The following is a 21,883-nucleotide window of genomic DNA, read 5'->3' on the forward strand; positions in this document are numbered from 1 at the left end:
CACGGAAACTGCGTCCGATCCGCCGTCATCTGGTGGCTTCGCCGGATTATCTCGACCAGCGTGGCCGGCCGGCCCATCCTGACGATCTGTCGCGCCACGCTTGCCTCGGTTATGCCTATCTGCCGACGCCGAACACCTGGCGGTTCCGGCATGTGAAGACGGGTGAGGAGGCCGTGGTGCGACTGGCCGGACCCTTGCGCGCCAACAATGCTGATGCGCTCACCGCCTCCCTGTGTGCGGGCCTCGGTATCGCCGAACAGCCGGAGTTCATCCACTGGCGCGACATCGCCGAGGGGCGGCTGGAGGTCATCCTGCCGGACTGGTCCCTGCCGGAGATCAACCTGCATCTGGTGGCACCGGGTGGGGGGCCCCGGCCGGCCCGGGTCGCGGCCCTGATGGATCATCTGGCGGCCGTCTTCACGGCACCGCTCTGGCCCGGCGATGCGGTCGGGCGGCGCGCCCCGCTTGCCCCCGCGTCACGATTGGCCTAGCCCTCCGCGCCAAATCAATAATCAGAGGGCGCCTCGAATGTCGCTTGCATTGCTGTTTCCCGGTCAGGGCAGTCAGAGCCTGAAGATGGGCTGCCTGCTGGGGGACGCCTTCCCGGTCGCCCGCGACGTCATGGCCGAGGTCGACGAGGCCCTGGGCCAGAACCTGTCGCAGATCATGCGCGAGGGCCCGGAAGACCTGCTGACCCTGACCGAGAACGCCCAGCCGGCCCTGATGGCGGTGTCGATGGCGGCGATGCGGGTGCTGAAATCCGAGTTCGGTTTCGACGTGACCCAGGCCTCCTACGTCGCCGGCCATTCTCTGGGTGAATACTCCGCCCTTTGCGCGGCCGGTTCGATCACCCTGACCGACGCCGCCCGCCTGCTGAAGCTGCGCGGTCAGGCCATGCAGCGCGCGGTGCCGGTCGGCGTCGGCGGCATGGCCTCGCTGATCGGGCCCAAGACGGATCTGGTCCTGGCCGAGGCCGCTGCGGCGGCGGGGTCCGAGATCGGAACCTGCGTCGTCGCCAATGACAATGTCGGCGGCAATATCGTCATCTCGGGCGACAAGCCCGCCGTCGAACGCGCCATCGAAAAGGCCAAGGAACTGGGTGCCCGTGCCATCCACCTGAACGTCTCGGCCCCCTTCCACTGCCCGCTGATGCAGCCCGCCGCCGACGAGATGGCCAGTGCCCTGGCCTCGGCGACCATCCTGGCCCCCGCCGTGCCCCTGGTCGCCAATGTGACCGCCAGCCCCCAGACCGATCCCGAGGTCATCCGCCGCCTGCTGGTTGAGCAGGTCACCGGCCGCGTCCGCTGGCGCGAGAGCCTGAACTGGATGACGGGCGAGGGTGGCGTCACCCGTTTCGCCGAGGTCGGCTCGGGCAAGGTCCTGACCGGTATGGCCAAGCGCGGCGCGCCCGACGCGGAAGCCGTGGCTCTGAATACGGCCGAGGATCTGGAAGCGTTCGCCAAGAGCCTCTGACCGCCTTCTCCCCTTGCGAGGGGAGAGGGTCAGTGAACCTTTCGACCGCCGACCCAGGTCCCGATGACCTTGCCCTGCAAACGCCGCCCGTCGAACGGCGAGTTCTTGGACTTGGACTTCAGCGTCGCCGCATCGACGATCACCGGCGCATGCGGATCGAACAGCACCAGATCGGCCGGCGCGCCAGCCTCCAGCACGCCGTTGTCCAGCCCCAGCAGTCCCGCCGGCCCCGCCGTCATGGGCCGCAGGATATCCAGCAGCGGCACCCCGTCCTCGTGGTGCAGGCTGAGCGCGGCCGCCAGTAAAGTCTCCAGCCCGATGGCCCCCGGCGCCGCCTCGGCGAACGGACGGCGCTTGTCCTCGGCGGGCAGGGGGGCGTGGGCCGAAGTGATGACGTCGATCAGCCCGTCGCGCACGGCTTCGATCAAAGCCTGTCGATCGCTCTCGGGCCTAAGCGGCGGGTCCAGCCTATAGAAGGTCCGGTAGTCGCCGATGTCGATCTCGTTGAAGCAGAGGTGATTGATCGACACCGACGCCGCGACCTCCAGCCCCTTGCCCCGCGCCCGCGCCAGGCTGTCCAGCGCATCGGCGGTCGAGATCTGGTCGACCAGGAACCGCGCGCCGGTCTGTTCGACCAGGGCCAGGTCGCGATCCAGCTGGATGCGCTCGGCGATGGCCGGTACGCCCGACAGCCCCAGACGGGTCGCCAGCTCCCCCGACGTCGCCACACTTCCCTCGCTCATCCAGGGATCGGCCGGCCGGCACGCGATCAGGGCGTTGAATGTCCCGGCATAGCTCATGACCCTTTGCAGGGTGCGGCTGTTGGCGATCACCCGGTCGCCGTCGGTGAAGTACAGGGCCCCCGCCTCGTGCATCAGGCCGATCTCGGCCATCCTTTGGCCCTCGCGCCGCTGCGTCGCCGCGCCCGCCGCATAGACATTGACCAGGTTCAGCGCCGCGCCGCGTCGCTGGATGAAGTCCACCATGGCCGGGTCGTCCACGGCCGGATCGGTATCCGGCTGGATCACGATGGTGGTCACCCCGCCCGCCGCCGCCGACAGACTGGCCGACTTCAGCGTCTCCTTGGGCTCGAAGCCCGGCTCGCCGGTCTTGACGCGGATGTCGATCAGGCCGGGCGACAGGCACAGGCCGCGGGCGTCCACGACCTCGACGCCCGCAGGCACGCGGACGTCGCCGCCGCGCACGACCTCGACGATCCGTCCGTCGGCGATCAGGACCGCGCCCTGACCGTCATAGTCGCTGACGGGGTCCAGCAGGCGGGCGTTGATGATGGCCAGCGCGCTCATCGGATGGCTCCCGACCGGGCCCAGAGCGACGCCAGCACTGCCATCCGCGCCGCCACCCCCATCTCGACCTGATCCTGGATCAGCGACACCGACAGATCGTCGGCGACGTCCGAATCGATCTCGACCCCCCGGTTCATCGGCCCCGGATGCATGACCTTCGCCCCCGGTTTGGCCCAGGCCAGTTTCTCGCGGTCCAGGCCCCAGAAGCGGAAATACTCGCGCGTGGACGGCACCAGCGCCCCCTCCATCCGCTCCAGCTGAAGCCGCAGCATCATCACGACGTCGCAGCCCTCCAGCCCCTCGCGCATGTCGTGGAACACCTCGCAGCCCCAGCGGTCGGCGTCGCCCGGCACCAGGGTCGGCGGCCCGATCAGCCGGACGCGGGCTCCCATCATCGAAAGCAACGCCACGTTCGACCGCGCCACCCGGCTGTGGGTGATGTCGCCGCAGATCGCCACGGTCAGCCCGCCGACATCCCCGAAGGCGCGCCGCAGCGACAGCAGGTCCAGCAGCGCCTGGGTCGGATGTTCATGGCGCCCATCGCCCGCATTGACGACCGCACATCCGACCTTCTGGCTCAGCAGGGCCGCCGCGCCCGAGGCCCCGTGCCGCACCACCAGGATGTCGGGCTTCATGGCGTTCAGCGTCACGGCCGTATCGATCAGGGTCTCGCCCTTGGCCACCGACGACGCCTGCACCGGCATGGTCACGACGTCGGCCCCCAGCCGCTTGGCCGCGATCTCGAACGACGAACTGGTTCGCGTCGAGTTTTCGAAGAAGATGTTCACGACCGTGCGCCCGCTGAGCAGGTCCAGTGTCTTGCCGCCCTCGCTCGCCGCCAGCCGGTTCAGATCGACGAACACGTCGGCGATGTCCAGCAGGGCCAGGGCGGCCGGCGGGTTCAGGTCGCCTGCGGACAGGAAATGGGCGGTCGGGAACGGGACCAGCCGCTCGGAGATCAGGTCGGTGACAGCGGAGGCCTGGGTCATCGAAGGCCGCCTATAGAGCCTGATCGGTGGAGGGGGAAGCGCCTCGCGCGACACCAGGGCCGTGAATCAGGCTCTCTTGAAAGGCAACAATCACGTCAGATGAAACAGGAACAGCAGGATCGGGATCATCAGGGCGCTCATCACGGTGGTCAGGGCGATGACTCCGGCCATCAGCGGTGCGTCCCCGCCCATCTGACGCGCCAGCAGATAGGCGGCCGCGGCCCCCGGCGCCGCCCCGCACAGCATGGCCACACCTTGCGCCAGATGATCGCCGCCGAACAGGATGCACAGCCCCCACATCAGCGGCGGCATCAGGATCAGCTTCACGAAGGATGTTCCGATCACCGTCCATTTGCGCCGCGCGACCTCGGCGAAGCTGAGGCCAGCCCCCGCGATGATCAGCCCCAGCGGCAAGGCGGCCGATCCCAGCAGTTGGAGCGTCTCGGTGACTCCCGGCAGGTGCGGCACGCGCGCGAAATTGAGCGCAAGTCCGATCAGACAGGCCAGCAGGATCGGATTGGCCAGCATGGCCCGAACCAGAGCCAGCGGCGACACGCCCCGCTGGTCCGCGCCCCAGCGGGCCAGGACGGCAACGCACAGGATGTTGGTCACCGGAATGATGCAGGCGATCATCACGGCCGCCAGCGCCAGCCCCTCGGCCCCGAACGACGCCTGGATCACCGGCAGGAAGACGAAACTGTTCCACCGGATCACCCCCTGGAACACCGAGGTATAGGCCGGTCCGTCGATCGTCATCAGCGGCTTGGCCAGCAGGGTCAGGGCCGAGACGATGACGATGGCGCTCACCGCCGCCCCCGCCGCTGCGCCCGCGCTGCCGCCAGACAGGTCCGCGCCCCAGATCGAGGGGATCAGAAAGCCGGGATAGAGCAGGTTGATCGACAGCTTCTCGATCGGCCGCCACGTCTTGTCGGGCAGGAAGTTCGATTTCCGGAGCCCATAGCCCAGCACGATCATCAGAAAGACCGGGATAACCCCGGCCAGGGTGGCCGTCAGACCCATGTCGCCTGATCCCGCACCCGGTCCAGCGCCCCTTGCAGGATCCAGGCGGCGGCGGTGCGATCGACGACCCCGGCACGGCGCTTGCGGCTCAGGTCCAGCTCGTGGATCAGGAACCGCTCGACCGCGCTGGTCGACAGACGCTCGTCCCAGAAGGCGATCGGAACGTCGCGCAGCCGGATCAGGTTGCGCGCGAACGCCCGGCACGACTGGGCGCGCGGCCCCTCGGTCCCGTCCATATTGACCGGCAGGCCGACGACCAGCCCTGACACCTTGCGGTGCGCCATCAGCCGGAACAGCTGTTCGGCGTCCTGGGTGAATTTGGACTTACGCACCAGCTCGAGCGGGCTGGCGATCATGCGCGAGGTATCCGACGTCGCTACCCCGATCGTCTGTTCCCCGAGGTCGAGCCCCATCCACGCCGTGTTGGGCGGACAGGCGGCGGACAGGTCAAGCAGGTCAAGAACGGGCACGGCCGTGCGGTAGACCCCGCGCAAGCATGCGTCAAAGGTCCGGCGACGTCCTTGTGGGCGAACGCTGTTGTATCGCGCCGTGTGCCGCGCCACTGTCGCGCCGAACCGGAGGAACCGATGACCACGCGCCTGATCACCGCCGCCGCCCTGCTTGCCGCCTTGTCCCTGACGGGCTGCGACCGGCTGACCGCCGCCTGGACCGCCTTCCAGCAACCCGCCGCCCCAACGGCTGCGACCCCGTCACCGCCCACCGTCGTGCCCGCCGTCGCCGGAACGCCGCCGACCATCGCCCCGTTGACGCCGACGTCGCGCGGCCTGCCGGTCAAGGCCCTGCCGGACGAGACGCTGCAATACTCGGCCGGGGTTGTCGAACTCTACTCGCTGGACAAGCAGCAGGGCGTCGGGGCCAAGATCTTCGGCACGGCCGGCGGTGATCCCGCCATGAACGGGCTCCAGACCTATATCGCCTTCTACCGCAGCCCGGCCGACGGCTGGTGGGTCTATGGCCTCGGCGATTTCCTCGACTTCAAGGTGCTGAACGAGGTGCCGGGCCAGGTCGATCTGGAAATCGAGGAAAGCACGATGGATGCCGAAGGCACGATCGGCAGCCGCAAACGCCGCGCCATCATCGTCTTCCCCGTCGGCCCGATCCACGAGACCCAGCCGGTCAATGTGCGGATGATGCCGGCCGACTGAAATACTTTTCCGCACCAATCCCTTGCCCTGCAAGGGATTGGTGCAATCTCGGGCCTCTCGACCTGGCGCCGGTCGCGGTGGTGGTAGACTGCCCGTTCGACCCCGGTCTTTGACAATCGCAGCCTGACGCGCACCCGCGACACCGGCAGAGTCCGGACTCGTCGGACTCCTCGGACTCCTCGGACTCTGTTTTTGAGTCCGGACTCTTCGGACTCTGTTTTTTGAGTCCGGACATCGGCGAGTTCAGACCATTCAGACCATTCAGACCCTGTTTTTCTGTTCGCACGGTCCGGCCGAACCGCCCAGCCTTGGCGCGAATCCTTGTGATTCCGGCCCCGGGCGGCTAGTCACCGGCCCTCTCGCCTCGACTATCCGGAGGGCCGCATGGCCATCGACGCAGCGACCGTGCGCAAGGTCGCCTTTCTCGCCCGCATCAAGACGCCGGAAGACCGGCTGGAGCCGCTGGCCGGCGAGCTGAACGGCATCATGGCCTGGATCGACCAGCTGAACGAGGTCGATGTTGAGGGGGTCGAACCCATGACCTCCAACGTCGCCCAGGCCCTGCGCTGGCGCGACGACGTCGTCACCGACGGCAACAAGGTCGCCGACGTCCTGTCCAACGCCCCCAAATCCGCCGACGGCTTCTTCGCCGTGCCCAAGGTGGTGGAATAGTCATGAGCAACCTGACCCAACTGACCCTCAAGGGTGCCGTCGACGGCCTCAAGGCCAGGGCCTTTTCCTCGGAAGAGATCACCCGCGCCTTCCTGTCCAACATCGAGGCCGCCAACCCGACCCTGAACGCCTATGTCGAGGTCACCGCCGGCAAGGCGATCGACATGGCCAAGGCGTCCGACGCGCGGCTTGCCGCCGGGCAGGGCGGTGTGCTGGAAGGCGCGCCGCTCGGCATCAAGGACCTGTTCTGCACCGACGGCGTCCAGACCACGGCCGGCTCCAATATGCTGCGCGGCTTCGTCCCGCCGTATGAATCAACCGTCACCGCCAACCTGTGGCGCGACGGGGCTGTCATGCTTGGCAAGCTGAACATGGACGAGTTCGCCATGGGCTCGTCGAACGAGACCAGCGCCTTTGGTCCGGTCGTGAACCCCTGGAAATCAAAGGGTTCCAACGCCGACCTGACGCCGGGCGGCAGCTCGGGAGGTTCGGCCTGCGCCGTCGCCGCCGACCTCTGCCTGGCCGCCACGGCGTCGGACACCGGTGGCTCGATCCGCCAGCCGGCCGCCTTCACCGGCACGGTCGGGATCAAGCCGACCTACGGCCGCGCCAGCCGCTACGGCATGGTCGCCTTTGCCTCATCGCTGGACCAGGCTGGCCCGATCGCGAAAAACGTCGAGGACGCGGCCCTGCTGCTGAAGTCGATGTGCAGCTTCGACGTCAAGGATTCGACCAGCCTCGACATCCCGACCCCCGACTGGTCCCGCTTCGTCGGCAACTCGGTCAAGGGCCTCCGCATCGGCGTCCCGGCCGAATACGTCGTCGACGGCATGCCCGACGAGATCCAGGCCCTGTGGGCCCAGGGCATGACCTGGCTCAAGGACGCCGGCTGCGAGATCGTCCACATCAGCCTGCCGCACACGAAGTACGCCCTGCCGACCTACTATATCGTGGCCCCGGCTGAAGCCTCGTCCAACCTGGCCCGCTATGACGGGATGCGCTTCGGGCATCGGGCCAAGAACGCGACCAGCCTGACCGACCTCTACGAGACGAGCCGCGCCGAGGGCTTCGGCAAGGAGGTTCAGCGCCGCCTGACCATCGGGGCCTACGTGCTGTCGGCCGGATTCTACGACGCCTACTACGTTCGGGCGCTCAAGGTCCGCCGCCGCATCGCCGAGGATTTCGACAACGTCTGGGACCAGGTCGACGCCATCCTGACCCCCTCCACCCCGTCCGCCGCCTTCGCCATCGGCGACAAGGAGGTCGATCCGGTGACCATGTACCTCAACGACATCTTCACGGTGACCGCCAACCTGGCGGGCCTGCCGGGCATCTCGGTCCCCGCCGGCGTCGATGCGAACGGACTGCCGCTGGGCCTTCAGGTCATCGGCAAGGCCCTGGACGAAGCCACGGTGTTCCAGGTGGCGTCGGCGCTGGAAAAGGCGGCGGGCTTTACCGGCAAGGCGGATAAGTGGTGGTGAACTAGCGAGCCCGGGCCTCTCCTTGGGGGAGAGGCCCGGTCTGATCAACGGGCCGGCAGAGCTTTGATGTCGGTGTCGATGGCAGCGATGATCTCTGCGGTCACCGCCCCCTGCGACATCGGCATGACCTGGGTCAATGTCATGTCCTGGAACTGAGGCAGGGCCGGGTGGTTCGCCAGGCCGGGCAGGTGTTTGTCGAGGATGGCCTTGGTCGCGGGGTTGGCCAGCAGCGCCTTGATCGGGCTGTTCACGGTCAGCGGAGCCGGTGCCGGCGCGGTCTGGGCCACGGCGGCGCTCGTTGCGCTGGTCAGGGGCGCCGCGACGAGGGCGAGCGCGGCGAAGGCGGCGAGGGTCTTGGTCATGGTGTTTCCTGGCTGTTTCCCAACGTTACGAGAACATTGATTTGAGACAGGCTCAAGACAGCAACTTTCGCCGATCGCTTCAGGACGCTAATCAAGCCCCATGACCGACACCACGACCAAATCAAACCTCATCCAGGGCCGCACCGGAGCCTGGGAAATCGTCATGGGGCTGGAGATCCACGCCCAGGTGGCGTCGAAGGCCAAGCTGTTCTCTGGCGCCGCCGTTGGCTTTGGCGCGGGGCCGAACGAGCAGGTGTCGCTGGTCGATGCGGGCTTTCCCGGCATGCTGCCGACCCTGAACGGCCACTGCGTTGAACAGGCGGTCAAGACCGGCCTGGGCCTCAAGGCCCAGATCAACAAGCGCAGCCAGTTCGACCGCAAGAACTATTTCTACCCCGATCTGCCCACCGGCTATCAGATCAGCCAGTTGTACTTCCCCATCGTCGGCGAGGGGGTCGTCGAGGTCGAGGCCGAGGACGGGTCTTTCTTCAACGTCGGGATCGAGCGGCTGCACCTGGAACAGGACGCGGGCAAGCTGATCCACGACCTGTCGCCGACCGAGAGCTTCGTCGACCTGAACCGCGCCGGCACCGCCCTGATGGAGATCGTGTCCAAGCCCGACATCCGCTCGCCGGAAGAGGCCGTCGCCTACGTCAAGAAGATCCGGACGATCCTGATCTATCTGGGCACCTGCGACGGCGATATGGAGAAGGGCAATCTGCGCGCCGACGTCAACGTCTCGGTCTGCCGCGAGGGCCAGTACGCCAAGTTCAAGGCGGACGGCGACTTCAAACACCTTGGGACGCGCTGCGAGATCAAGAACGTCAACTCGTTCCGCTTTATCAGTCAGGCCATCAACATCGAGGCGCGCCGGCAGATCGAGATCCTGGAGGACGGCGGCAAGATCATCCAGGAGACCCGCCTCTACGATCCCACGAAGAACGAGACCCGTTCTATGCGGTCCAAGGAAGAGGCGAACGATTACCGCTACTTCCCCGATCCGGATCTGCTGCCGCTTGAACTGGAGCAGGCCTGGATCGACGAGATCAAGGCCAACCTGCCTGAACTGCCCGACGAGAAGCGCCGCCGGTTGATGAGCCAATACGGCCTGTCGCAATACGACGCCGTCGTCCTGATCTCGGACCAGGCCAAGGCCGACTATTTCGAAACTGCCGCCGCCGGTCGCGACGCCAAGCTGGTCGCCAACTGGGTCACCAACGAGCTGACGGCGCGTCTGTCTGCGGACGGGCTTGAGTTCGACGCCAGCCCGCTGCCGGCCGCCCACGTCGCCGAACTGGTCGCCCTGATCGAGGAGGGGGTCATCTCCTCCAAGATCGCCAAGGAGGTGTTCGACCACGTCTGGAACGGCGAAGGCTCGCCGCGTCAGGTGGTCGAGGCGCGCGGTCTGGTCCAGGTCAACGACACCGGCGCCATCGAACAGGCCGTCGACGACCTGATCGCCGCCAACCCCGACAAGGCCGCCGCCGTCGCCGAAAAGCCCCAGGCCCTGGGCTGGTTCGTGGGCCAGGTCATGAAGGCCACCGGCGGCAAGGCCAACCCCGCCTCCGTCAACGCGATCCTGAAGGCCACGCTGGGTCTGTAGGCAGCGCCGTCACCCTCGGGCTCGACCCGAGGGCCGGACGGTCATCATGCCGGACAAAGAAAGGGGCGCACCATCACTGGTGCGCCCCTCGACTGTTCTGCCTGCCGATGGTCCGGCCATCGGGTCGAGCCCGAGGGTGACGGTGCCTTAATTCCCCAGCAGCGACAGGATCACGCCGGTGGCCAGGGCGGCGACGACGATGTCGCCCGTGTCGGTCCGGTAGTATCCGTAGCCACGCGGCGGAGGCGCATAGCCGTACCGGTTGTAGTCGCGAATGTACCAGTTGGACCGGTACTGGTACGGCAGCGTCGCCCCCCGATACCAGCGGCGCTGGTTGTAGCCATAGGCGTTGCCGTGCGGTGGGCCATAGTAGCGGTTGTCGCGCCACTGATCGCGCTGGCCACGCCGGTAGTCGTTGTACCGCTCGTTGCGGGTGTAGCGGCCGCCATCATGGCGGTTCTGGTCCGAACGGCGCTCCCAGCGCTCGTAGCGGCCGTCGCGGTCGCGATCCCCGCCACGCCACGACTGGGCCGATGCGGCCATGGGCGCTGCGGTCATCGCCACCGTGGCGACGGCGAGCGCGGCGAACTTGATCATCCTCTTCATCTCGGTCTCCTGAGCTGAGCCGCCTGCAGCGGCTGTTGAACCCCACCGTGAGAACAGGATCGTCGGCGCTGCCTGAACCGCTCCTGAACGCCCCATTCAGGGTTGACTGCCGGGCACCAACAAAAACGGCCCCTCCGAGGAGGGGCCGAGATCGTCGCTGATGGTCTGTCTACCAGCGCCAGGCGTCGCGGATGACGTCGATGATATAGCCGTCGTACTCGTCGATCAGATAGATGGCATTGTCGACATAGACCCACCGCGTTCCAGGAGGCGGATAGCCCAGGCCGTAGGTGCGATAGTCGTTGACCGAATAGCGCCAGAAGATCGAGGGCAGGTAGTCACCCGCGTAATACTGGCGGCCATAGTAGTTCCGGGGAACGCTGTAATAGCCATAGCCCGGCGCGAAATAGAAGCCGAGGCGGACGCCGGACCAGCCGTTGAAGCGACGGTCGGACCGCCACCAGTCGGAGCGGTGGCTGCGGTTCCAGTTCTGTTGCCAGCGGTTGGAATCGAAGCGGCTGCGGTACTCCTGGCGCGTCCGGTCACGATCGCGGCTGCGATCGCCGCCGTTGTTCCAGTCGCCCGGACGATTGCGGTCGTTGCCGTTCCAGCCGCCGTTGTTGTCGGGGCGGTTGGGACGATCCTGGCCGGGCCGGTCCCGACCGGGGCGACCCTGATTGCCGCCGTTCCAGCCACCGTTACCGTTCCAGCCACCATTGTTGTCGGGACGATTGGGGCGGTCCTGACCTGGTCGGTCCTGGCCGGGGCGACCCTGGTTTCCGCCGTTCCAGCCACCATTGCCGTTGTCGGGCCGGTCCCGGTCGGGGCGATTCTGGCCGCCCCCGTTCCAGCCGCCGTTGCCGCCGTTGCGGTCACCGCGATCACGTCCGTCGCGACCCTGGCCGGCATTGCCGCCCCCGAGGTCGGGCCGGCTGACCCTGTCCTGGCCGCCCGAGCGGTCTGGCTGAGGCTGAGGCTGCGGGGCTGGTGGGGCAGGCGTCTCGTCGCGAGCCGGGCGGCCTCCGCCACCTCCGCCGCCACGGTCGCCGTCACCGCCGCGCCGGTCGCCGCTGGTGTCGCGGCCGCCGCGATCGCCCCCGGCTGTTTCCTCGCGGTTGCCGGGACGGCCGCCGTCACGACGGGGACCCTGCGCACGGTCGTCCTGACCCCGGTCGCCGATGTCCTGGGCGAGGGTCGCCACCGGCGCCAGGGCCGGCAGGACAAAGGCGGAGATGGCTGCAAACACCATCAGAGAGCGTTTCATGGTCGTTTTCCCCGCACGCCCTTTTCGGGCGGCTTGTGGACAGGTTCGTCTTCCTCGCATGAACCCCGGCTGAATGTCGCGTTGGGCGTACAGCCGGGTTGCGGAAGAGGGCTTGGGCACCCAGCTTCACCCCGGTGCGGATCGCCGCCTCAGCCCTGTCAGGATCGCCATGCCCCGTCCGATCGAACTCTGGTACTGGCCCACGCCAAACGGCTGGAAGGTTTCCATCGCCCTGGAAGAGATGGGCCTCGCCTACGAGCTGAAGCCGGTGAACATCGGCAAGGGCGAGCAGTTCGAGCCGGCCTTCCAGAAGATAAGCCCCAACGGCCGAATGCCGGCCATCATCGACCCGGACGGGCCGGACGGTTTGCCTCTGTCGATATTCGAGTCCGGGGCCATCCTGCAATATCTGGCCGCCAAGTCCGGCAAGTTCTACGCGACCGACCTGCGGCGCAAGGCCGAGATCGACCAGTGGCTGTTCTGGCAGGTCGGTGGTCTGGGCCCGATGGCAGGCCAGACCCATCATTTCCGCCAGTATGCGAGGGCGATCACGCCGGACCAGCGCCACATCGCCTATGGCGTCGCCCGCTACACCAATGAGACTCACCGGCTGTATGGCGTCATGGATCGGCGGCTGGCCGACCGCGACTATCTGGCAGGTGACTATTCCATCGCCGACATGGCCGCCTGGCCGTGGGTGCTGCCCGAATTGCAGGGGCAGAACATCGATGAGTTTCCGAACCTGAAGGGCTGGCTGGCCCGGGTGGGATCGCGCCCTGCCGTGATCGCCGGGCGCGCGCTGGGCGAGGCGTTGAGAGGCAATCTGGCGGCCTCGGGCAAGGCGGCCGAAGACGCCCGCAAACTTCTGTTCGGCCAGCGCGCGCGTTAACCTCGCCTGTACATGTATGAAGCCCGTGTTACCCGCGTCTTGAGAGGATGTGAACGCGGATTTCAGTGTTCATTCCGCCTTTACTGAAAAGAATTCGCGGACCTTTGCGCCGTTAACTTTAACTTCAAACCGCGGGTATTTGATCAGACCTACAAGGACGGGCCCAGAACGGGCGGCGTCAACGAGGATCTGGTCATGCAAGAAGCGATGCCTGAGTTCGAGACCGCCGACGCCGGTCTCCCCCTGCCGACCGCCGAGATGGACGGCGACGCCCTGTTCCGACTGGGGATGATGTATTCGTCCGGGTCGGGCGGATGTCCGATGGACCGGGTCTCGGCCCACATGATCTTCAACCTGGCGGCCATGAAGGGTTCGATGGAAGCCCGCGTCTATCGCCGCGAGATGTCGGCCGAGATGGAACGCGAGGAAATCGCGGAGGCCCAGGCTGCCGCGCGCCGCTATGTCGACGCCGGCGTGGTCAAGTTCGCGGCATAGACTTCTCTCTCCCACAAGGGGAGGGAGGTATCAGAACTGCTGATACTGGCCGTTGATCGTGTAGTTGAAGCCGACCGGCAGGGCCGCCTTCACCTGGGTGAAGAAGTTGGCCAGTTCGCCGAGAGTCGAGCGCGGTACATAGATCATGTCGCCTCGGCGCAGGGCCACCACTTCTCCACGACGCTCGCGCGCGTCGATGTCACGCAGCATTCGAGTTCCGCCTGGGCCACGCCGAAGGACGGCAACCCGTCCCGATCGCGCACTGGGCAGATAGCCGCCCGCCATGACGATCGCTTGCAGCGCGTCGATGTCGCCCGGCATGTCGTAGACGCCCGGCGTTCGCACCTCACCGGCGACCCAGACCTTCATCGGCCCGGCCTGTTTCAGCGTGATCTCCACGACCGGTCGCACCAACTGCGAGGCCAGGGCGGATGAGACATTCGTCTCCAGCTCGAACAAGGTGTGGTCCGCCGCCATGACCTGGCCGATCAGGGGCAGGGCGACCCGTCCGTCGGGGCCGACCTTCAGCGTGCGGGTCAGTTCGGGGGCCGTCGGCGTGGCGATCTCGATCTCGTCGCCGGGATAGAGCAGGTATTCCGGCTCGGCGTCGGTCCAGTCCGAGAAGCCGACGGGCTCGAACCCCTCAGTCGTGATCCGCTCGCCCGTCAGCGGCCGTTCGCGCGGCATCAGGCTCTGGGTCGCCCCGCACCCGGTCAGGGCCGCGGTGCCGATGAGCATCAACAGGTGTCGGCGGTCGGGAATCATGGGGTCTCGTTCGGACGGGACGGAAAGCGATATCGGTGAGGCTCGCCGGTTATGGGTAACCAATGGTTAATGCGGGTCCGCCAAGGATCGGTGTCATTCATAGATACTACGGATTCGCCCCAGTCATGCGTTCGACGGCCACCGTATCGACCCGACCGCGCTACGGCCTGCTGGACGTGATCGGCCTGCTGTTCCGCGAGCTGGGGCTGATGATCCTGATCTTCCTGGTCGTGTTCGCGATCGGGGCGGCGGCGGTGCTGACGATCAAGAAGACCTATGTCGCAGGGGCCACCATCTATGCCGGGGCGGGCCAGGAATATGTCTATCAGTCCCGGGTCGGCACTCTGACCGAACGGCCCGCGCCGCCGACGCCTGGCGAGATCGCCAATACAGAGGCCCAGATCATCGGCAGCCGCGAGGTCAAGCTGCGCGCCGTCCGCACCCTGGGTGTCTCGGCCTTCCAGAAAAAGCCGTCCGCCGCGCCCATGGCCAAGCAGGAAGGCGACGCGATCAAGGAGATCAACGACAGCCTGACGATCGGCACCACCCCGACCAGCGGAATCATCTCCCTGGGCTATGAGAGCGACAATGCCGAGAAGTCGGCCAATGTCCTGGCTGCAATCATCGAGGCCTATCGGGGCTATCGCCGCGAGGTGTTCCAGGATGGATCGACGTCTGCGATCGATCGCCAGAAGACCGCCTTCGAGGGCGAACTGGCCGAGGTGGACGCGGCCTATGAACAGTTCCTGGCGTCAAACGACATCGGGGATTTCACCACGGCCAAGGCGTCGGCGGCGGCGACCTATCAGACGACCTTCGCCGACCGGCTGACCACCCAAGCCCAGCTGACCCAGGCCACACAGCGTCTGGCCACGATCGAGCAACAGCTGGCCATGACGCCCGCCGAGATCGTGCTGCAACAGGACTTGAACATTTCGGCCCAGGACCGGATCCTGACGCTGCGAACCGAGCGGGAGCAACTGCTGGCGCGCTATACGCCCGACGCCCAGCCGGTGAAGGATAAGGACGCCGAGATCGCGGCCATGCAGGCCTATGTCGCCGGTGGCGACACCGTCGGTGCCAAGGAGGTCCGCACCGGGCCCAACACCAACTGGACGGCTCTCGAGACCGCCCGCACCAATGCCGAGGCCGACCGCGACGCCCTGGCCGCCAAGCTGGCGGTAGTCGACGCACAGTTGGCCCAGTTGCGGGACCGCCAGTCCCGGCTGACGGCGCTGGAAAGCCAGAACACCATCCTCGCCGGCAACCGCGACAACCTGACGGCCAGTATCCGCGAGTTCCAGCAACGCGGCAGTCAGAGCCGTGCCGAGAATGACCTCGTCCGCAACGGGGCGGACAATGTCATCGTGATCTCCGACCCGGCCGCGCCGACGCGGGGGTCGAGCCTGAAGGTGCCCTTGCTGGCCCTGGTCTTCCTGTTCGCCGGGTTCACGGCCCTGTGCGTCGGCCTGTTGCGGGTCTTCAGCCGCCGGGGCTTCATCACCCCGGCGTCGGCGGGGCGGACCCTGAACCTTCCGGTGCTCGCCGTCGCGCCGATGAAGGCTTGAGGCGCGCGCCATGAGTTCTGCGTGTTAGCCTTGAGAACCCGTGTAGCGCGTAACCGATTCGATGGTTGATCTGACATCCGAGATGGCGGGCCTCTGGGCCGCGCTGGGGCCGGCACCCGCTCACCGCGGGCGGGTGATCCAGTTCGCCTGCGCCACGACCGGCGAGGGCACATCGACGGTCGCGCGCGAGTTCGCCCGACTGGCCGCCGTCAGGGCGCGCAAGCCCGCGTGGTTGATCGACGCGGACCTGATTCAGCAGGGCCAGCAGGAGGCGGTGGCCGCCGAGCCGGAACGTTTCGGGCGTCTGGGACCGTCCGCGGCGGCGTCCCCCGACGGATCGGTCTTCTATGTGGTGACCCCGCCGGTGCTGGGACGCGACAACAAGCCGGTCGCGCCGTCGCGTCTGATGACCGCCCGTGCCTGTCTGGGCGGCCGACTGTGGGTGACGCGGTTCAGGGCCGAGGGGCTTCGTTCGGGACAGCGCGCCGAGCCCTTGCCGGATCCGCGCTACTGGGACGCCATGCGCAAACACGGCGACACCATCATCATCGACGCCCCCGCCGCCGATCGGAACGACGTCGCCCTGACCCTGGCCCCCTATGTGGACGCGACCGTGCTGGTGGTTTCGGCCGGATCGACGCCGGCGAACGAGCCGGTCACCTTGCGCGACGAGATCGAGGCGGTGGGCGGCCGGATCGCCGGGATCGTGGTCAACCGCTCGACCTACAAGGCCCCGCCGTTCCTGAAGCGGCTGACCGGCTAGGGAACGCGCCGCAATGGCGGTGGCGGTTACGGAAAGTGGCCGCCAAAGCGCCAAACCGCCATCTGCCCCACTTTGGCGGCGGCGGTCAGAAAACAGGCCGCCAAACCGCCAGACCGCCAGTTCTCTGAAGCGGGCGAAAGGCGATGGCCGCGTCGAAGCCCGCCGGGCGTGATGCGCTTAGGCTTGGGGGAGCGCGTCGATCGACTGACAATTTCAAAAACCCGACATCGGATATGGGAGGCGGCCCACTGGGCGCAAGAGCCAGAGAGGAATCTATTCCTTTGTCGGGTGGGGGCTCGGCATGTCGACGCCGGGTTACGCCCAAATGGCGATCCCGCCGATCAGGCGGGATTTAATGCGTCGAGGCGAGCCAGTTCGCGCGCGCCATAGAACTGTGGTTCGAAGCCCTTGAACCAAAGGACCTTGCCCAGGCCCCTTGCGGTCCGGTCCATCATCTGGGCGCGGCGGGGATTGCCGATCGCGCTCAAGGCGATCGAAGCGGCACTCCAGACGACAGTCTGCGCAGCACCGATCAGCATCCACCGAACGACGGCGACGGGTTTGCGGTCCCGGGCCGCCAGCTGGCTGGGGCTCTGGCCATAGGCAAAGGCGCGGGCGAGGGCGTAGCGCATCGTGGCCCGGTGCGGCGGCGCGAACTCGTCGACCCAGGCGTCGGCGGCCCAGCCGAAGGTGCCGCCACGAGCTTCCAGCGCCTGGAAAAGGGCGTCGTCCTCCCCGCCGCTGCGATCGGCCGCCGGATCGAACGGGGTCGCGCCGGGCAGGGCGGTGTCCCGCAGCATCAGGGAGTTGCCGCAGCCATAGGCGTGATCGATGACCTGTGTGCCGACCGGACCCTCGCGGCCGAAGAACCGCTCCAGATAGGCGGCGGCCCAGCCGGTTCCCTCGGGCACCCGTCCTTGGATGGGGCCGAAGACAACGTCCGTGCCCAGGGCCTCGCGCGCGGCGATCAGACGGGCCAGCCAGTCGGCTTCGGCCGCCTCGTCGTCGTCCAGGAAGGCGATGAGGGGGGCGGCCGTGCGGCCCAGGCCGGCGTTCCGCGCAGTCGCGACGCCGGGACGCGGCTCGTGGTGGTAGACGAGGGGGCAGGGGCTCTCGGCGATCAGACCGGCGACGACCCCGGCCGCGCTGCCGGTCGGATCGTTGTCGATGACGACGATCTCGGCCAGGCGGTCGTCGACGCCCCGCTGGGCAAAGACCGACCGCAGCGCGCGAGCCAGGCTTTCCGGCCGCCGCATGGTCGGGATCAGGACCGCGACATCCCTCATCTCAGACGGCCTCGGCATACAGAGCGGCGCGGTAGAGGCGCAAGGCGAAGGCGCGGCTGGCCACCGGCAGGGGCTCGAACATCGCCACACGCCGGATCCAGGGGCGGATGGCACTCAGAGCCGGAATGCGTTTCAGCAATCGGGCCGCCTTGAAGCTGGGGTAGCCCTGGATGATGTCGGGGTGTTTGGCGATGACGCGGGCGAAGTTCGGAGCCGACTGTTCGTACTTGCCGGCCAAGGCCTGGACGGTGTCGAGGCCCATGTGGGTCGCCGGATTGTCGACGTGGATCACGGGATATCGCCGCGAGACCCGCATGGCCCACTCCACGTCCTCCCAGCCCCAGCCGGCGAAAGCGGCGTCGAAGCCTTCGCTGTCGAAGACGTCGCGGCGGACCAGCAGGTTTGAGGTGTAGACGTATTTCTCGGGCGTCAGGGCGCGGATATCGTGGGCCACGCATTCTGACTTCGCCGCCATCGACCGGTGTACCGCGAAGCGCCGGTCGGTCGGGGCCTGAAGCAGGGAGAAGCCACCGAACGCGACGGCGGGATCATCGCACCGCACCAGATCGGCCCAGGTGCCGAGGAAATGCGGGGTGTCTGGCCTCATGTCGCTGTCGAGGAACAGCAGGCTGCTTCCGCGCGCCGCCGTGGCCAGACGGTTGCGCCCCTTGGACCGACCTTCGTTCGTGGCCAAGGTCAGCAGGGTGACGGGGAGGACAAAGGTCGCGATCCGCGTCTCGATCGCCACGGTGAGGTCGGGGTCGCCCGTGCCGTCGTCCATGACCACGACCTCCACGGTCCCCGCCAGTGCTGCGGCCTCGGTCTCCAGGGCATCCAGCAAGGGTTGAGGGTCGTCGCGCAGGAACGGGATCAGCACCGACAGGATCGGTTGTGCCGTCTGGCTGGCCGGATTGGCGAAGGTTCTGACGGTCATGCGGGGGCCCTGCGCTGACGGGCCTCGGCGACGAGGCGCAGGATCAGGTCCCTGACGCCCGCAGCGTTCATGGTGACCGCCGCCGCGCCGTAGACGAGGGCTCCGACGGTGGCGTCCAGCATCAGCTCGGCGAAGCCTCCGATCGGGGGCAGGGTCCAGACGACAAGCGCCATCAACCCCGCCGCGATCAGGCAGCGGATCAGGCAGTCCCAGGGTATGGGCAGGGGAATGACCTTGCGACCCATGGCCAAGGTCGCGAGCATCCCCAGACCAAAGCTGATCGCCGTTGACCAGGCCGCGCCGACGAGGCCGAAACGGGGGATCAGGAACAGGTTCAGCAGGACGTTCGCGACGGCGGGGATGATCATCGCCACCAGCAGCAGTCGGGTCTTCTGGCCGAGGGTGAAGGCCTGGCCGAAATAGTAGGCGGTCATGCCGTAGAGCAGGGCCGACAGGGCGATCCACGGCGTGACCAGGGTGGCGGCGTCGCGGAGATCAGGGCCGATCATGACCTCGGCGAGCGGGCGCGCCACGAGGGCCACACCGGCTGCTGCCGGGATGCCGATCAGGAAGAAGGTCGAGGCCTGTTCCCTGGCGGCTTCCTTGAGACGGTCAAGCCCGCCGCGCTCCAGCGCCATGACCAGCGCCGGCTGACCCGCCGCACCCAGCCACAGAAACAGCACGTCCAGCGTCCGGTTGGCGATGGAATAGCCTGCGTGATAGGCGCCGACCGCCGCTTCATCCATGAAGATGGCCAGCAGGAACCGGTCGGTCGAGGCCAATACCAGGGCCAGGGTCAGGGACGCCGCGATCGGATAGCCATAGGCCGCATAGGTCTTGAGCCGCGCCACTTCGACGACGCCGGCCCTGGCCTGCCTGAGCTCACCTGGCAGGATGAAGGGCAGGGCGCACAGGGGTGCCAAGCCAAGCCCGATGAGGGGCGCGGCGCCGCCCGCGCCGCCGAGGGCGAAACCCACGCCTATAGCGAGGCCGCCGATGGTCGTGGCGATGTCGAGCAGGGCCGAGCGCGAGACCTCTCCGGCCGCGCGGTATCGCTCCTGTGCCAGCTTGGTCAGGCAGCGCACCGGACTGCCCAGCAATCCCGCGCCGATGGCGATCTTGAACACCGGATCCAGCGGCACGAGCCACAGGGTGATCCCGGCCACCGGCACGAACAGGGCGATCAGGATGAAGGTCGTACGATACAGGCTGGCGAAATGAGCCGCCATGGACTGGCCCGGCGTCTGGGCCGCCCAGTAGCGCGCCATGGCGGCTTCCAGCCAGCTGAAGACCAGGACGTGGGCCAGGATCGTGATCGAAAAGGCCAGGGCGTAGCGGCCGAAATCGTCGGCGCTCAACAGGCGCGTGAAGATCCAGATCGCGCCGAAACCGACGACGCCCTGGATGATATTGGCCGGCAGATAGCCCCAGACGCCACGCCAGAACATCAGCGAACCGCCAGCCGATCGCCGAGCAGGACCGGTACTGTCAGGGCCATGATCCAGAGGTCGAGCCAGAGCGATTGACGCTCGATATATTCCACGTCGAGCTGGACGCGGCGACGCACGTCCTGGGCATTATGGAGCGGGCCGCGCGAGCCGTTGATCGCCGCCCAGCCGGTCATGCCGGGCTTCATCCGGTGGCGGTGGGCGTATTCGGCGACCAGCAGGGCCGACTCGATCTGGCCGGTCTTCATGCCGATGGCGTGGGGGCGGGGGCCCACCAGCGACATCTCGCCCTTGAGCACGTTCAGCAGTTGGGGTAGTTCGTCCAGGCTGGTCGACCTCAGGATCTTGCCGACCCGGGTGACCCGGTCGTCGTCGGCCGTGACCTGACGCGAGGCCGTCGCGTCGGCCGTCTCCTGGCGCATCGAGCGGAATTTCCAGACGACGATCTCTTCCTGATTGAAGCCGTGACGACGTTGGCGGAAGAAGATCGGGCCGGGGCTGTCGAGGCGTACGGCCAGGGCCGTCAGGGCGATGACCGGGGCCAGCAGGACCAGCGCCAGCCCCCCGACCAGCATATCCTGCATCCGCTTGTTGAACGCACGGCGGTCGGCATCCAGGGGGCCGTCCAGCGATGCCAGGGGCGCGCGGGCCAGGCGTTCGAGGGCGGCATTGCGCTCGTCCGACCCCTGCGGATCGACCAGCAGCATGACTTCGTTGGGCAGGGTCTGCAGCCGTGCGGTCAGTTCGCGCACCCGGGCCTGGGCGTTGGGATCGATGGCCAAAACGATGCGGTCTACATAGGGCGTCATCTTGTGGGTCAGGAGGTCGTTCGATCCACCCAGCACAGGCACACCCTCGATGCTCTGCGGTGACCGCGCGAGACGATCGTCGAAGACGCCCAGCACATTGATGTCACGGCGCTTCAGGGCCTCCTTGATCAGGCGCTCTGCGTGTTTGGTGGCGCCCACCAGCACGACGTTGGGGGTCAGGGCTCCGGAGACGCGCCAGCGCGCGACCGTCCCGCTCCAGATCAGGTGCAGGGTATAGAGGGTCAGCAGAGTGGTCGCCGCCCAGATCAGCAGCCAGGCCAGATCGGCCTCGACCGGGTCGATCAGCAGGCCGATGGCCATGGCGACGGCTCCGCCCGCCGTCACGACGGCGGCGACGCGGCCCAGATGCATCAGCACCGCTTCGCCGCGCGAAAAACGGTACAGGCTCAACGACCGCATCAGGCCGAGAACGGTGATCGCACCCAACCCGAACGGCAACACCAGCGCCAGCCGGTCCTGCAGCAGGCTGCCTGAGCCCGCCGCCCATCCGCAGACGAGCGTTACGGACATGACGGCCAGCACGTCGATCGCCCGGAAATAGTGGCCCGCGAGTCGCGAGGCGTGTCTCTGACGTGCGTTCAGCCAGACCTCGGGACGGAAAGGGCCGCGCCGTGCCGAGCCGCTCGCTGCGGGCTCAGCCCGGCCTTGGGTGGCTGTGGCCGCCAGGGCCTGGAGCCCGGTCACATCCAGGGGCCGACGCTCGCGAGAGGGCTGGCGACTGGCATTCAGGGTGGAGGACATAGACAACCAGCGCGGTGACAAGGACGCCGCATCCTGCACAACCCCCATGGATGTCGCGTTAACGCGCGAACTTTGGTGCTCCCCCGATTGCGCCCGGCGACGGTCTTCGCTATCGACAGCGCCTGCCGGAGACGTGGCCGAGTGGCTGAAGGCAACGGTTTGCTAAATCGTCGTACCCTGTAAGGGGTACCGAGGGTTCGAATCCCTCCGTCTCCGCCAGA

General features: G+C 67.4%; 22 protein-coding genes and 1 tRNA gene. 11 read left to right on the forward strand and 12 right to left on the reverse strand.

All coding sequences use genetic code 11. From position 1 onward, the window contains the following. Both JHC99_RS07890 and fabD read left to right on the forward strand, forming a co-directional pair. The coding region (locus JHC99_RS07890) for a substrate binding domain-containing protein (RefSeq protein ID WP_292153170.1) at nucleotides 1–491 on the forward strand (491 nt) is incomplete at its 5' end. A 37-nt stretch (nucleotides 492–528) separates the two neighbouring features. Continuing rightward, a complete protein-coding gene (gene fabD, locus JHC99_RS07895) occupies nucleotides 529–1,473 on the forward strand; it encodes an ACP S-malonyltransferase (protein WP_292153174.1) in 945 nt (314 codons plus the stop codon). Between the two features lie 29 nt (nucleotides 1,474–1,502). Here the strand turns inward: fabD and pyrC are convergent, their stop codons facing one another. The 4 genes from pyrC to ruvX form a co-directional block, all read right to left on the reverse strand. After that, nucleotides 1,503–2,780, reverse strand: a complete 1,278-nt coding sequence (gene pyrC, locus JHC99_RS07900) for a dihydroorotase (RefSeq protein ID WP_292153177.1) — start codon at nucleotides 2,778–2,780, stop codon at nucleotides 1,503–1,505. After that, nucleotides 2,777–3,769 carry an aspartate carbamoyltransferase catalytic subunit gene (locus tag JHC99_RS07905; RefSeq protein WP_292153179.1) on the reverse strand — a complete coding sequence of 331 codons (993 nt, stop codon included), beginning with the start codon at nucleotides 3,767–3,769 and terminating at the stop codon, nucleotides 2,777–2,779. Before JHC99_RS07905 ends, pyrC begins: the two co-directional genes overlap by 4 nt. Nucleotides 3,770–3,859: 90 nt before the next feature. Beyond that, nucleotides 3,860–4,789 carry an AEC family transporter gene (locus JHC99_RS07910; RefSeq protein WP_366927744.1) on the reverse strand — a complete coding sequence of 310 codons (930 nt, stop codon included), beginning with the start codon at nucleotides 4,787–4,789 and terminating at the stop codon, nucleotides 3,860–3,862. After that, nucleotides 4,780–5,259 (reverse strand): Holliday junction resolvase RuvX, encoded by a 480-nt coding sequence (ruvX, locus tag JHC99_RS07915; protein WP_292153203.1) that lies wholly within the window; start codon nucleotides 5,257–5,259, stop codon nucleotides 4,780–4,782. Before ruvX ends, JHC99_RS07910 begins: the two co-directional genes overlap by 10 nt. A 117-nt stretch (nucleotides 5,260–5,376) precedes the next feature. Here ruvX and JHC99_RS07920 point away from each other — a divergent pair, with 117 nt between their 5' ends. The 3 genes from JHC99_RS07920 (at nucleotide 5,377) to gatA (ending at nucleotide 8,108) form a co-directional block, all read left to right on the forward strand. Next, nucleotides 5,377–5,955, forward strand: coding sequence for a hypothetical protein (locus JHC99_RS07920; RefSeq protein WP_292153181.1), 579 nt, complete (start codon nucleotides 5,377–5,379; stop codon nucleotides 5,953–5,955). Nucleotides 5,956–6,339: 384 nt separating this feature from the next. Beyond that, nucleotides 6,340–6,627 carry an Asp-tRNA(Asn)/Glu-tRNA(Gln) amidotransferase subunit GatC gene (gene gatC / locus JHC99_RS07925; RefSeq protein ID WP_292153183.1) on the forward strand — a complete coding sequence of 96 codons (288 nt, stop codon included), beginning with the start codon at nucleotides 6,340–6,342 and terminating at the stop codon, nucleotides 6,625–6,627. Between the two features lie 2 nt (nucleotides 6,628–6,629). Then, nucleotides 6,630–8,108: an Asp-tRNA(Asn)/Glu-tRNA(Gln) amidotransferase subunit GatA gene (gatA, locus tag JHC99_RS07930; RefSeq protein ID WP_292153184.1), complete on the forward strand. Its 1,479-nt coding sequence runs from the start codon at nucleotides 6,630–6,632 to the stop codon at nucleotides 8,106–8,108. 44 nt (nucleotides 8,109–8,152) lie between these two features. On the opposite strand, the gene JHC99_RS07935 is transcribed toward gatA, so the two are convergent. Continuing rightward, entirely contained in the window at nucleotides 8,153–8,470 is a 318-nt protein-coding gene (locus JHC99_RS07935) for a hypothetical protein (RefSeq protein ID WP_271144203.1), read from the reverse strand. Nucleotides 8,471–8,570: 100 nt separating this feature from the next. Here JHC99_RS07935 and gatB point away from each other — a divergent pair, with 100 nt between their 5' ends. Further along, nucleotides 8,571–10,073, forward strand: a complete 1,503-nt coding sequence (gatB, locus tag JHC99_RS07940) for an Asp-tRNA(Asn)/Glu-tRNA(Gln) amidotransferase subunit GatB (RefSeq protein WP_292153188.1) — start codon at nucleotides 8,571–8,573, stop codon at nucleotides 10,071–10,073. 147 nt (nucleotides 10,074–10,220) lie between these two features. Here gatB and JHC99_RS07945 read toward each other — a convergent pair whose 3' ends face one another. Beyond that, nucleotides 10,221–10,679 (reverse strand): RcnB family protein, encoded by a 459-nt coding sequence (locus JHC99_RS07945; RefSeq protein ID WP_292153190.1) that lies wholly within the window; start codon nucleotides 10,677–10,679, stop codon nucleotides 10,221–10,223. A gap of 169 nt (nucleotides 10,680–10,848) precedes the next feature. Beyond that, complete coding sequence (locus JHC99_RS07950) at nucleotides 10,849–11,943, reverse strand: RcnB family protein (RefSeq protein ID WP_292153191.1); 1,095 nt, start codon at nucleotides 11,941–11,943, stop codon at nucleotides 10,849–10,851. 169 nt (nucleotides 11,944–12,112) lie between these two features. Here JHC99_RS07950 and JHC99_RS07955 point away from each other — a divergent pair, with 169 nt between their 5' ends. Continuing rightward, nucleotides 12,113–12,832 (forward strand): glutathione S-transferase N-terminal domain-containing protein, encoded by a 720-nt coding sequence (locus JHC99_RS07955; protein WP_292153192.1) that lies wholly within the window; start codon nucleotides 12,113–12,115, stop codon nucleotides 12,830–12,832. A gap of 195 nt (nucleotides 12,833–13,027) precedes the next feature. Next, a complete protein-coding gene (locus JHC99_RS07960; protein ID WP_292153194.1) occupies nucleotides 13,028–13,327 on the forward strand; it encodes a sel1 repeat family protein in 300 nt (99 codons plus the stop codon). Between the two features lie 30 nt (nucleotides 13,328–13,357). Here the strand turns inward: JHC99_RS07960 and JHC99_RS07965 are convergent, their stop codons facing one another. Continuing rightward, on the reverse strand, nucleotides 13,358–14,092 hold the full coding sequence (locus tag JHC99_RS07965; protein WP_292153195.1) for a polysaccharide biosynthesis/export family protein: 735 nt from the start codon (nucleotides 14,090–14,092) through the stop codon (nucleotides 13,358–13,360). 125 nt (nucleotides 14,093–14,217) lie between these two features. Here JHC99_RS07965 and JHC99_RS07970 point away from each other — a divergent pair, with 125 nt between their 5' ends. Further along, on the forward strand, nucleotides 14,218–15,660 hold the full coding sequence (locus JHC99_RS07970; RefSeq protein ID WP_292153196.1) for a chain-length determining protein: 1,443 nt from the start codon (nucleotides 14,218–14,220) through the stop codon (nucleotides 15,658–15,660). Between the two features lie 61 nt (nucleotides 15,661–15,721). Next, entirely contained in the window at nucleotides 15,722–16,423 is a 702-nt protein-coding gene (locus JHC99_RS07975) for a hfsB (RefSeq protein WP_271144211.1), read from the forward strand. Nucleotides 16,424–16,764: 341 nt separating this feature from the next. Here the strand turns inward: JHC99_RS07975 and JHC99_RS07980 are convergent, their stop codons facing one another. From JHC99_RS07980 to JHC99_RS07995, 4 genes are read right to left on the reverse strand one after another with little or no spacing between them, the layout of a single operon-like run. Then, on the reverse strand, nucleotides 16,765–17,709 hold the full coding sequence (locus JHC99_RS07980) for a glycosyltransferase family 2 protein (RefSeq protein WP_292153198.1): 945 nt from the start codon (nucleotides 17,707–17,709) through the stop codon (nucleotides 16,765–16,767). A gap of 1 nt (nucleotide 17,710) precedes the next feature. Further along, a complete protein-coding gene (locus tag JHC99_RS07985; RefSeq protein WP_292153199.1) occupies nucleotides 17,711–18,643 on the reverse strand; it encodes a glycosyltransferase family 2 protein in 933 nt (310 codons plus the stop codon). After that, nucleotides 18,640–20,091, reverse strand: a complete 1,452-nt coding sequence (locus JHC99_RS07990; RefSeq protein WP_292153200.1) for a lipopolysaccharide biosynthesis protein — start codon at nucleotides 20,089–20,091, stop codon at nucleotides 18,640–18,642. The genes JHC99_RS07985 and JHC99_RS07990 overlap by 4 nt, the downstream gene beginning before the upstream one ends. Then, on the reverse strand, nucleotides 20,091–21,662 hold the full coding sequence (locus JHC99_RS07995; protein WP_292153201.1) for an exopolysaccharide biosynthesis polyprenyl glycosylphosphotransferase: 1,572 nt from the start codon (nucleotides 21,660–21,662) through the stop codon (nucleotides 20,091–20,093). The genes JHC99_RS07990 and JHC99_RS07995 overlap by 1 nt, the downstream gene beginning before the upstream one ends. A gap of 127 nt (nucleotides 21,663–21,789) precedes the next feature. Between JHC99_RS07995 and JHC99_RS08000 the strand changes: the two genes are divergently transcribed. Continuing rightward, nucleotides 21,790–21,881: transfer RNA gene (locus tag JHC99_RS08000), tRNA-Ser, on the forward strand. Nucleotides 21,882–21,883 lie beyond the last annotated feature (2 nt).

It is taken from the genome of Brevundimonas sp. (genome assembly GCF_016463485.1).
GTDB lineage: Bacteria > Pseudomonadota > Alphaproteobacteria > Caulobacterales > Caulobacteraceae > Brevundimonas.

What these genes read in the sequence shown, in the direction of transcription:
- JHC99_RS07905 (WP_292153179.1), bottom strand. Translation starts at nt 3,769, where the DNA reads ATGACCCAGGCCTCCGCTGTCACCGACCTGATCTCCGAGCGGCTGGTC.
- fabD (WP_292153174.1), top strand. Translation starts at nt 529, where the DNA reads ATGTCGCTTGCATTGCTGTTTCCCGGTCAGGGCAGTCAGAGCCTGAAG.
- JHC99_RS07985 (WP_292153199.1), bottom strand. Translation starts at nt 18,643, where the DNA reads ATGACCGTCAGAACCTTCGCCAATCCGGCCAGCCAGACGGCACAACCG.
- JHC99_RS07960 (WP_292153194.1), top strand. Translation starts at nt 13,028, where the DNA reads ATGCAAGAAGCGATGCCTGAGTTCGAGACCGCCGACGCCGGTCTCCCC.
- JHC99_RS07945 (WP_292153190.1), bottom strand. Translation starts at nt 10,679, where the DNA reads ATGAAGAGGATGATCAAGTTCGCCGCGCTCGCCGTCGCCACGGTGGCG.
- gatB (WP_292153188.1), top strand. Translation starts at nt 8,571, where the DNA reads ATGACCGACACCACGACCAAATCAAACCTCATCCAGGGCCGCACCGGA.
- JHC99_RS07970 (WP_292153196.1), top strand. Translation starts at nt 14,218, where the DNA reads ATGCGTTCGACGGCCACCGTATCGACCCGACCGCGCTACGGCCTGCTG.
- pyrC (WP_292153177.1), bottom strand. Translation starts at nt 2,780, where the DNA reads ATGAGCGCGCTGGCCATCATCAACGCCCGCCTGCTGGACCCCGTCAGC.
- JHC99_RS07910 (WP_366927744.1), bottom strand. Translation starts at nt 4,789, where the DNA reads ATGGGTCTGACGGCCACCCTGGCCGGGGTTATCCCGGTCTTTCTGATG.
- JHC99_RS07975 (WP_271144211.1), top strand. Translation starts at nt 15,722, where the DNA reads ATGGTTGATCTGACATCCGAGATGGCGGGCCTCTGGGCCGCGCTGGGG.
- JHC99_RS07980 (WP_292153198.1), bottom strand. Translation starts at nt 17,709, where the DNA reads ATGAGGGATGTCGCGGTCCTGATCCCGACCATGCGGCGGCCGGAAAGC.
- JHC99_RS07920 (WP_292153181.1), top strand. Translation starts at nt 5,377, where the DNA reads ATGACCACGCGCCTGATCACCGCCGCCGCCCTGCTTGCCGCCTTGTCC.
- JHC99_RS07990 (WP_292153200.1), bottom strand. Translation starts at nt 20,091, where the DNA reads ATGTTCTGGCGTGGCGTCTGGGGCTATCTGCCGGCCAATATCATCCAG.
- gatA (WP_292153184.1), top strand. Translation starts at nt 6,630, where the DNA reads ATGAGCAACCTGACCCAACTGACCCTCAAGGGTGCCGTCGACGGCCTC.
- gatC (WP_292153183.1), top strand. Translation starts at nt 6,340, where the DNA reads ATGGCCATCGACGCAGCGACCGTGCGCAAGGTCGCCTTTCTCGCCCGC.
- JHC99_RS07955 (WP_292153192.1), top strand. Translation starts at nt 12,113, where the DNA reads ATGCCCCGTCCGATCGAACTCTGGTACTGGCCCACGCCAAACGGCTGG.
- JHC99_RS07950 (WP_292153191.1), bottom strand. Translation starts at nt 11,943, where the DNA reads ATGAAACGCTCTCTGATGGTGTTTGCAGCCATCTCCGCCTTTGTCCTG.
- JHC99_RS07965 (WP_292153195.1), bottom strand. Translation starts at nt 14,092, where the DNA reads ATGATTCCCGACCGCCGACACCTGTTGATGCTCATCGGCACCGCGGCC.
- JHC99_RS07995 (WP_292153201.1), bottom strand. Translation starts at nt 21,662, where the DNA reads ATGTCCTCCACCCTGAATGCCAGTCGCCAGCCCTCTCGCGAGCGTCGG.
- JHC99_RS07935 (WP_271144203.1), bottom strand. Translation starts at nt 8,470, where the DNA reads ATGACCAAGACCCTCGCCGCCTTCGCCGCGCTCGCCCTCGTCGCGGCG.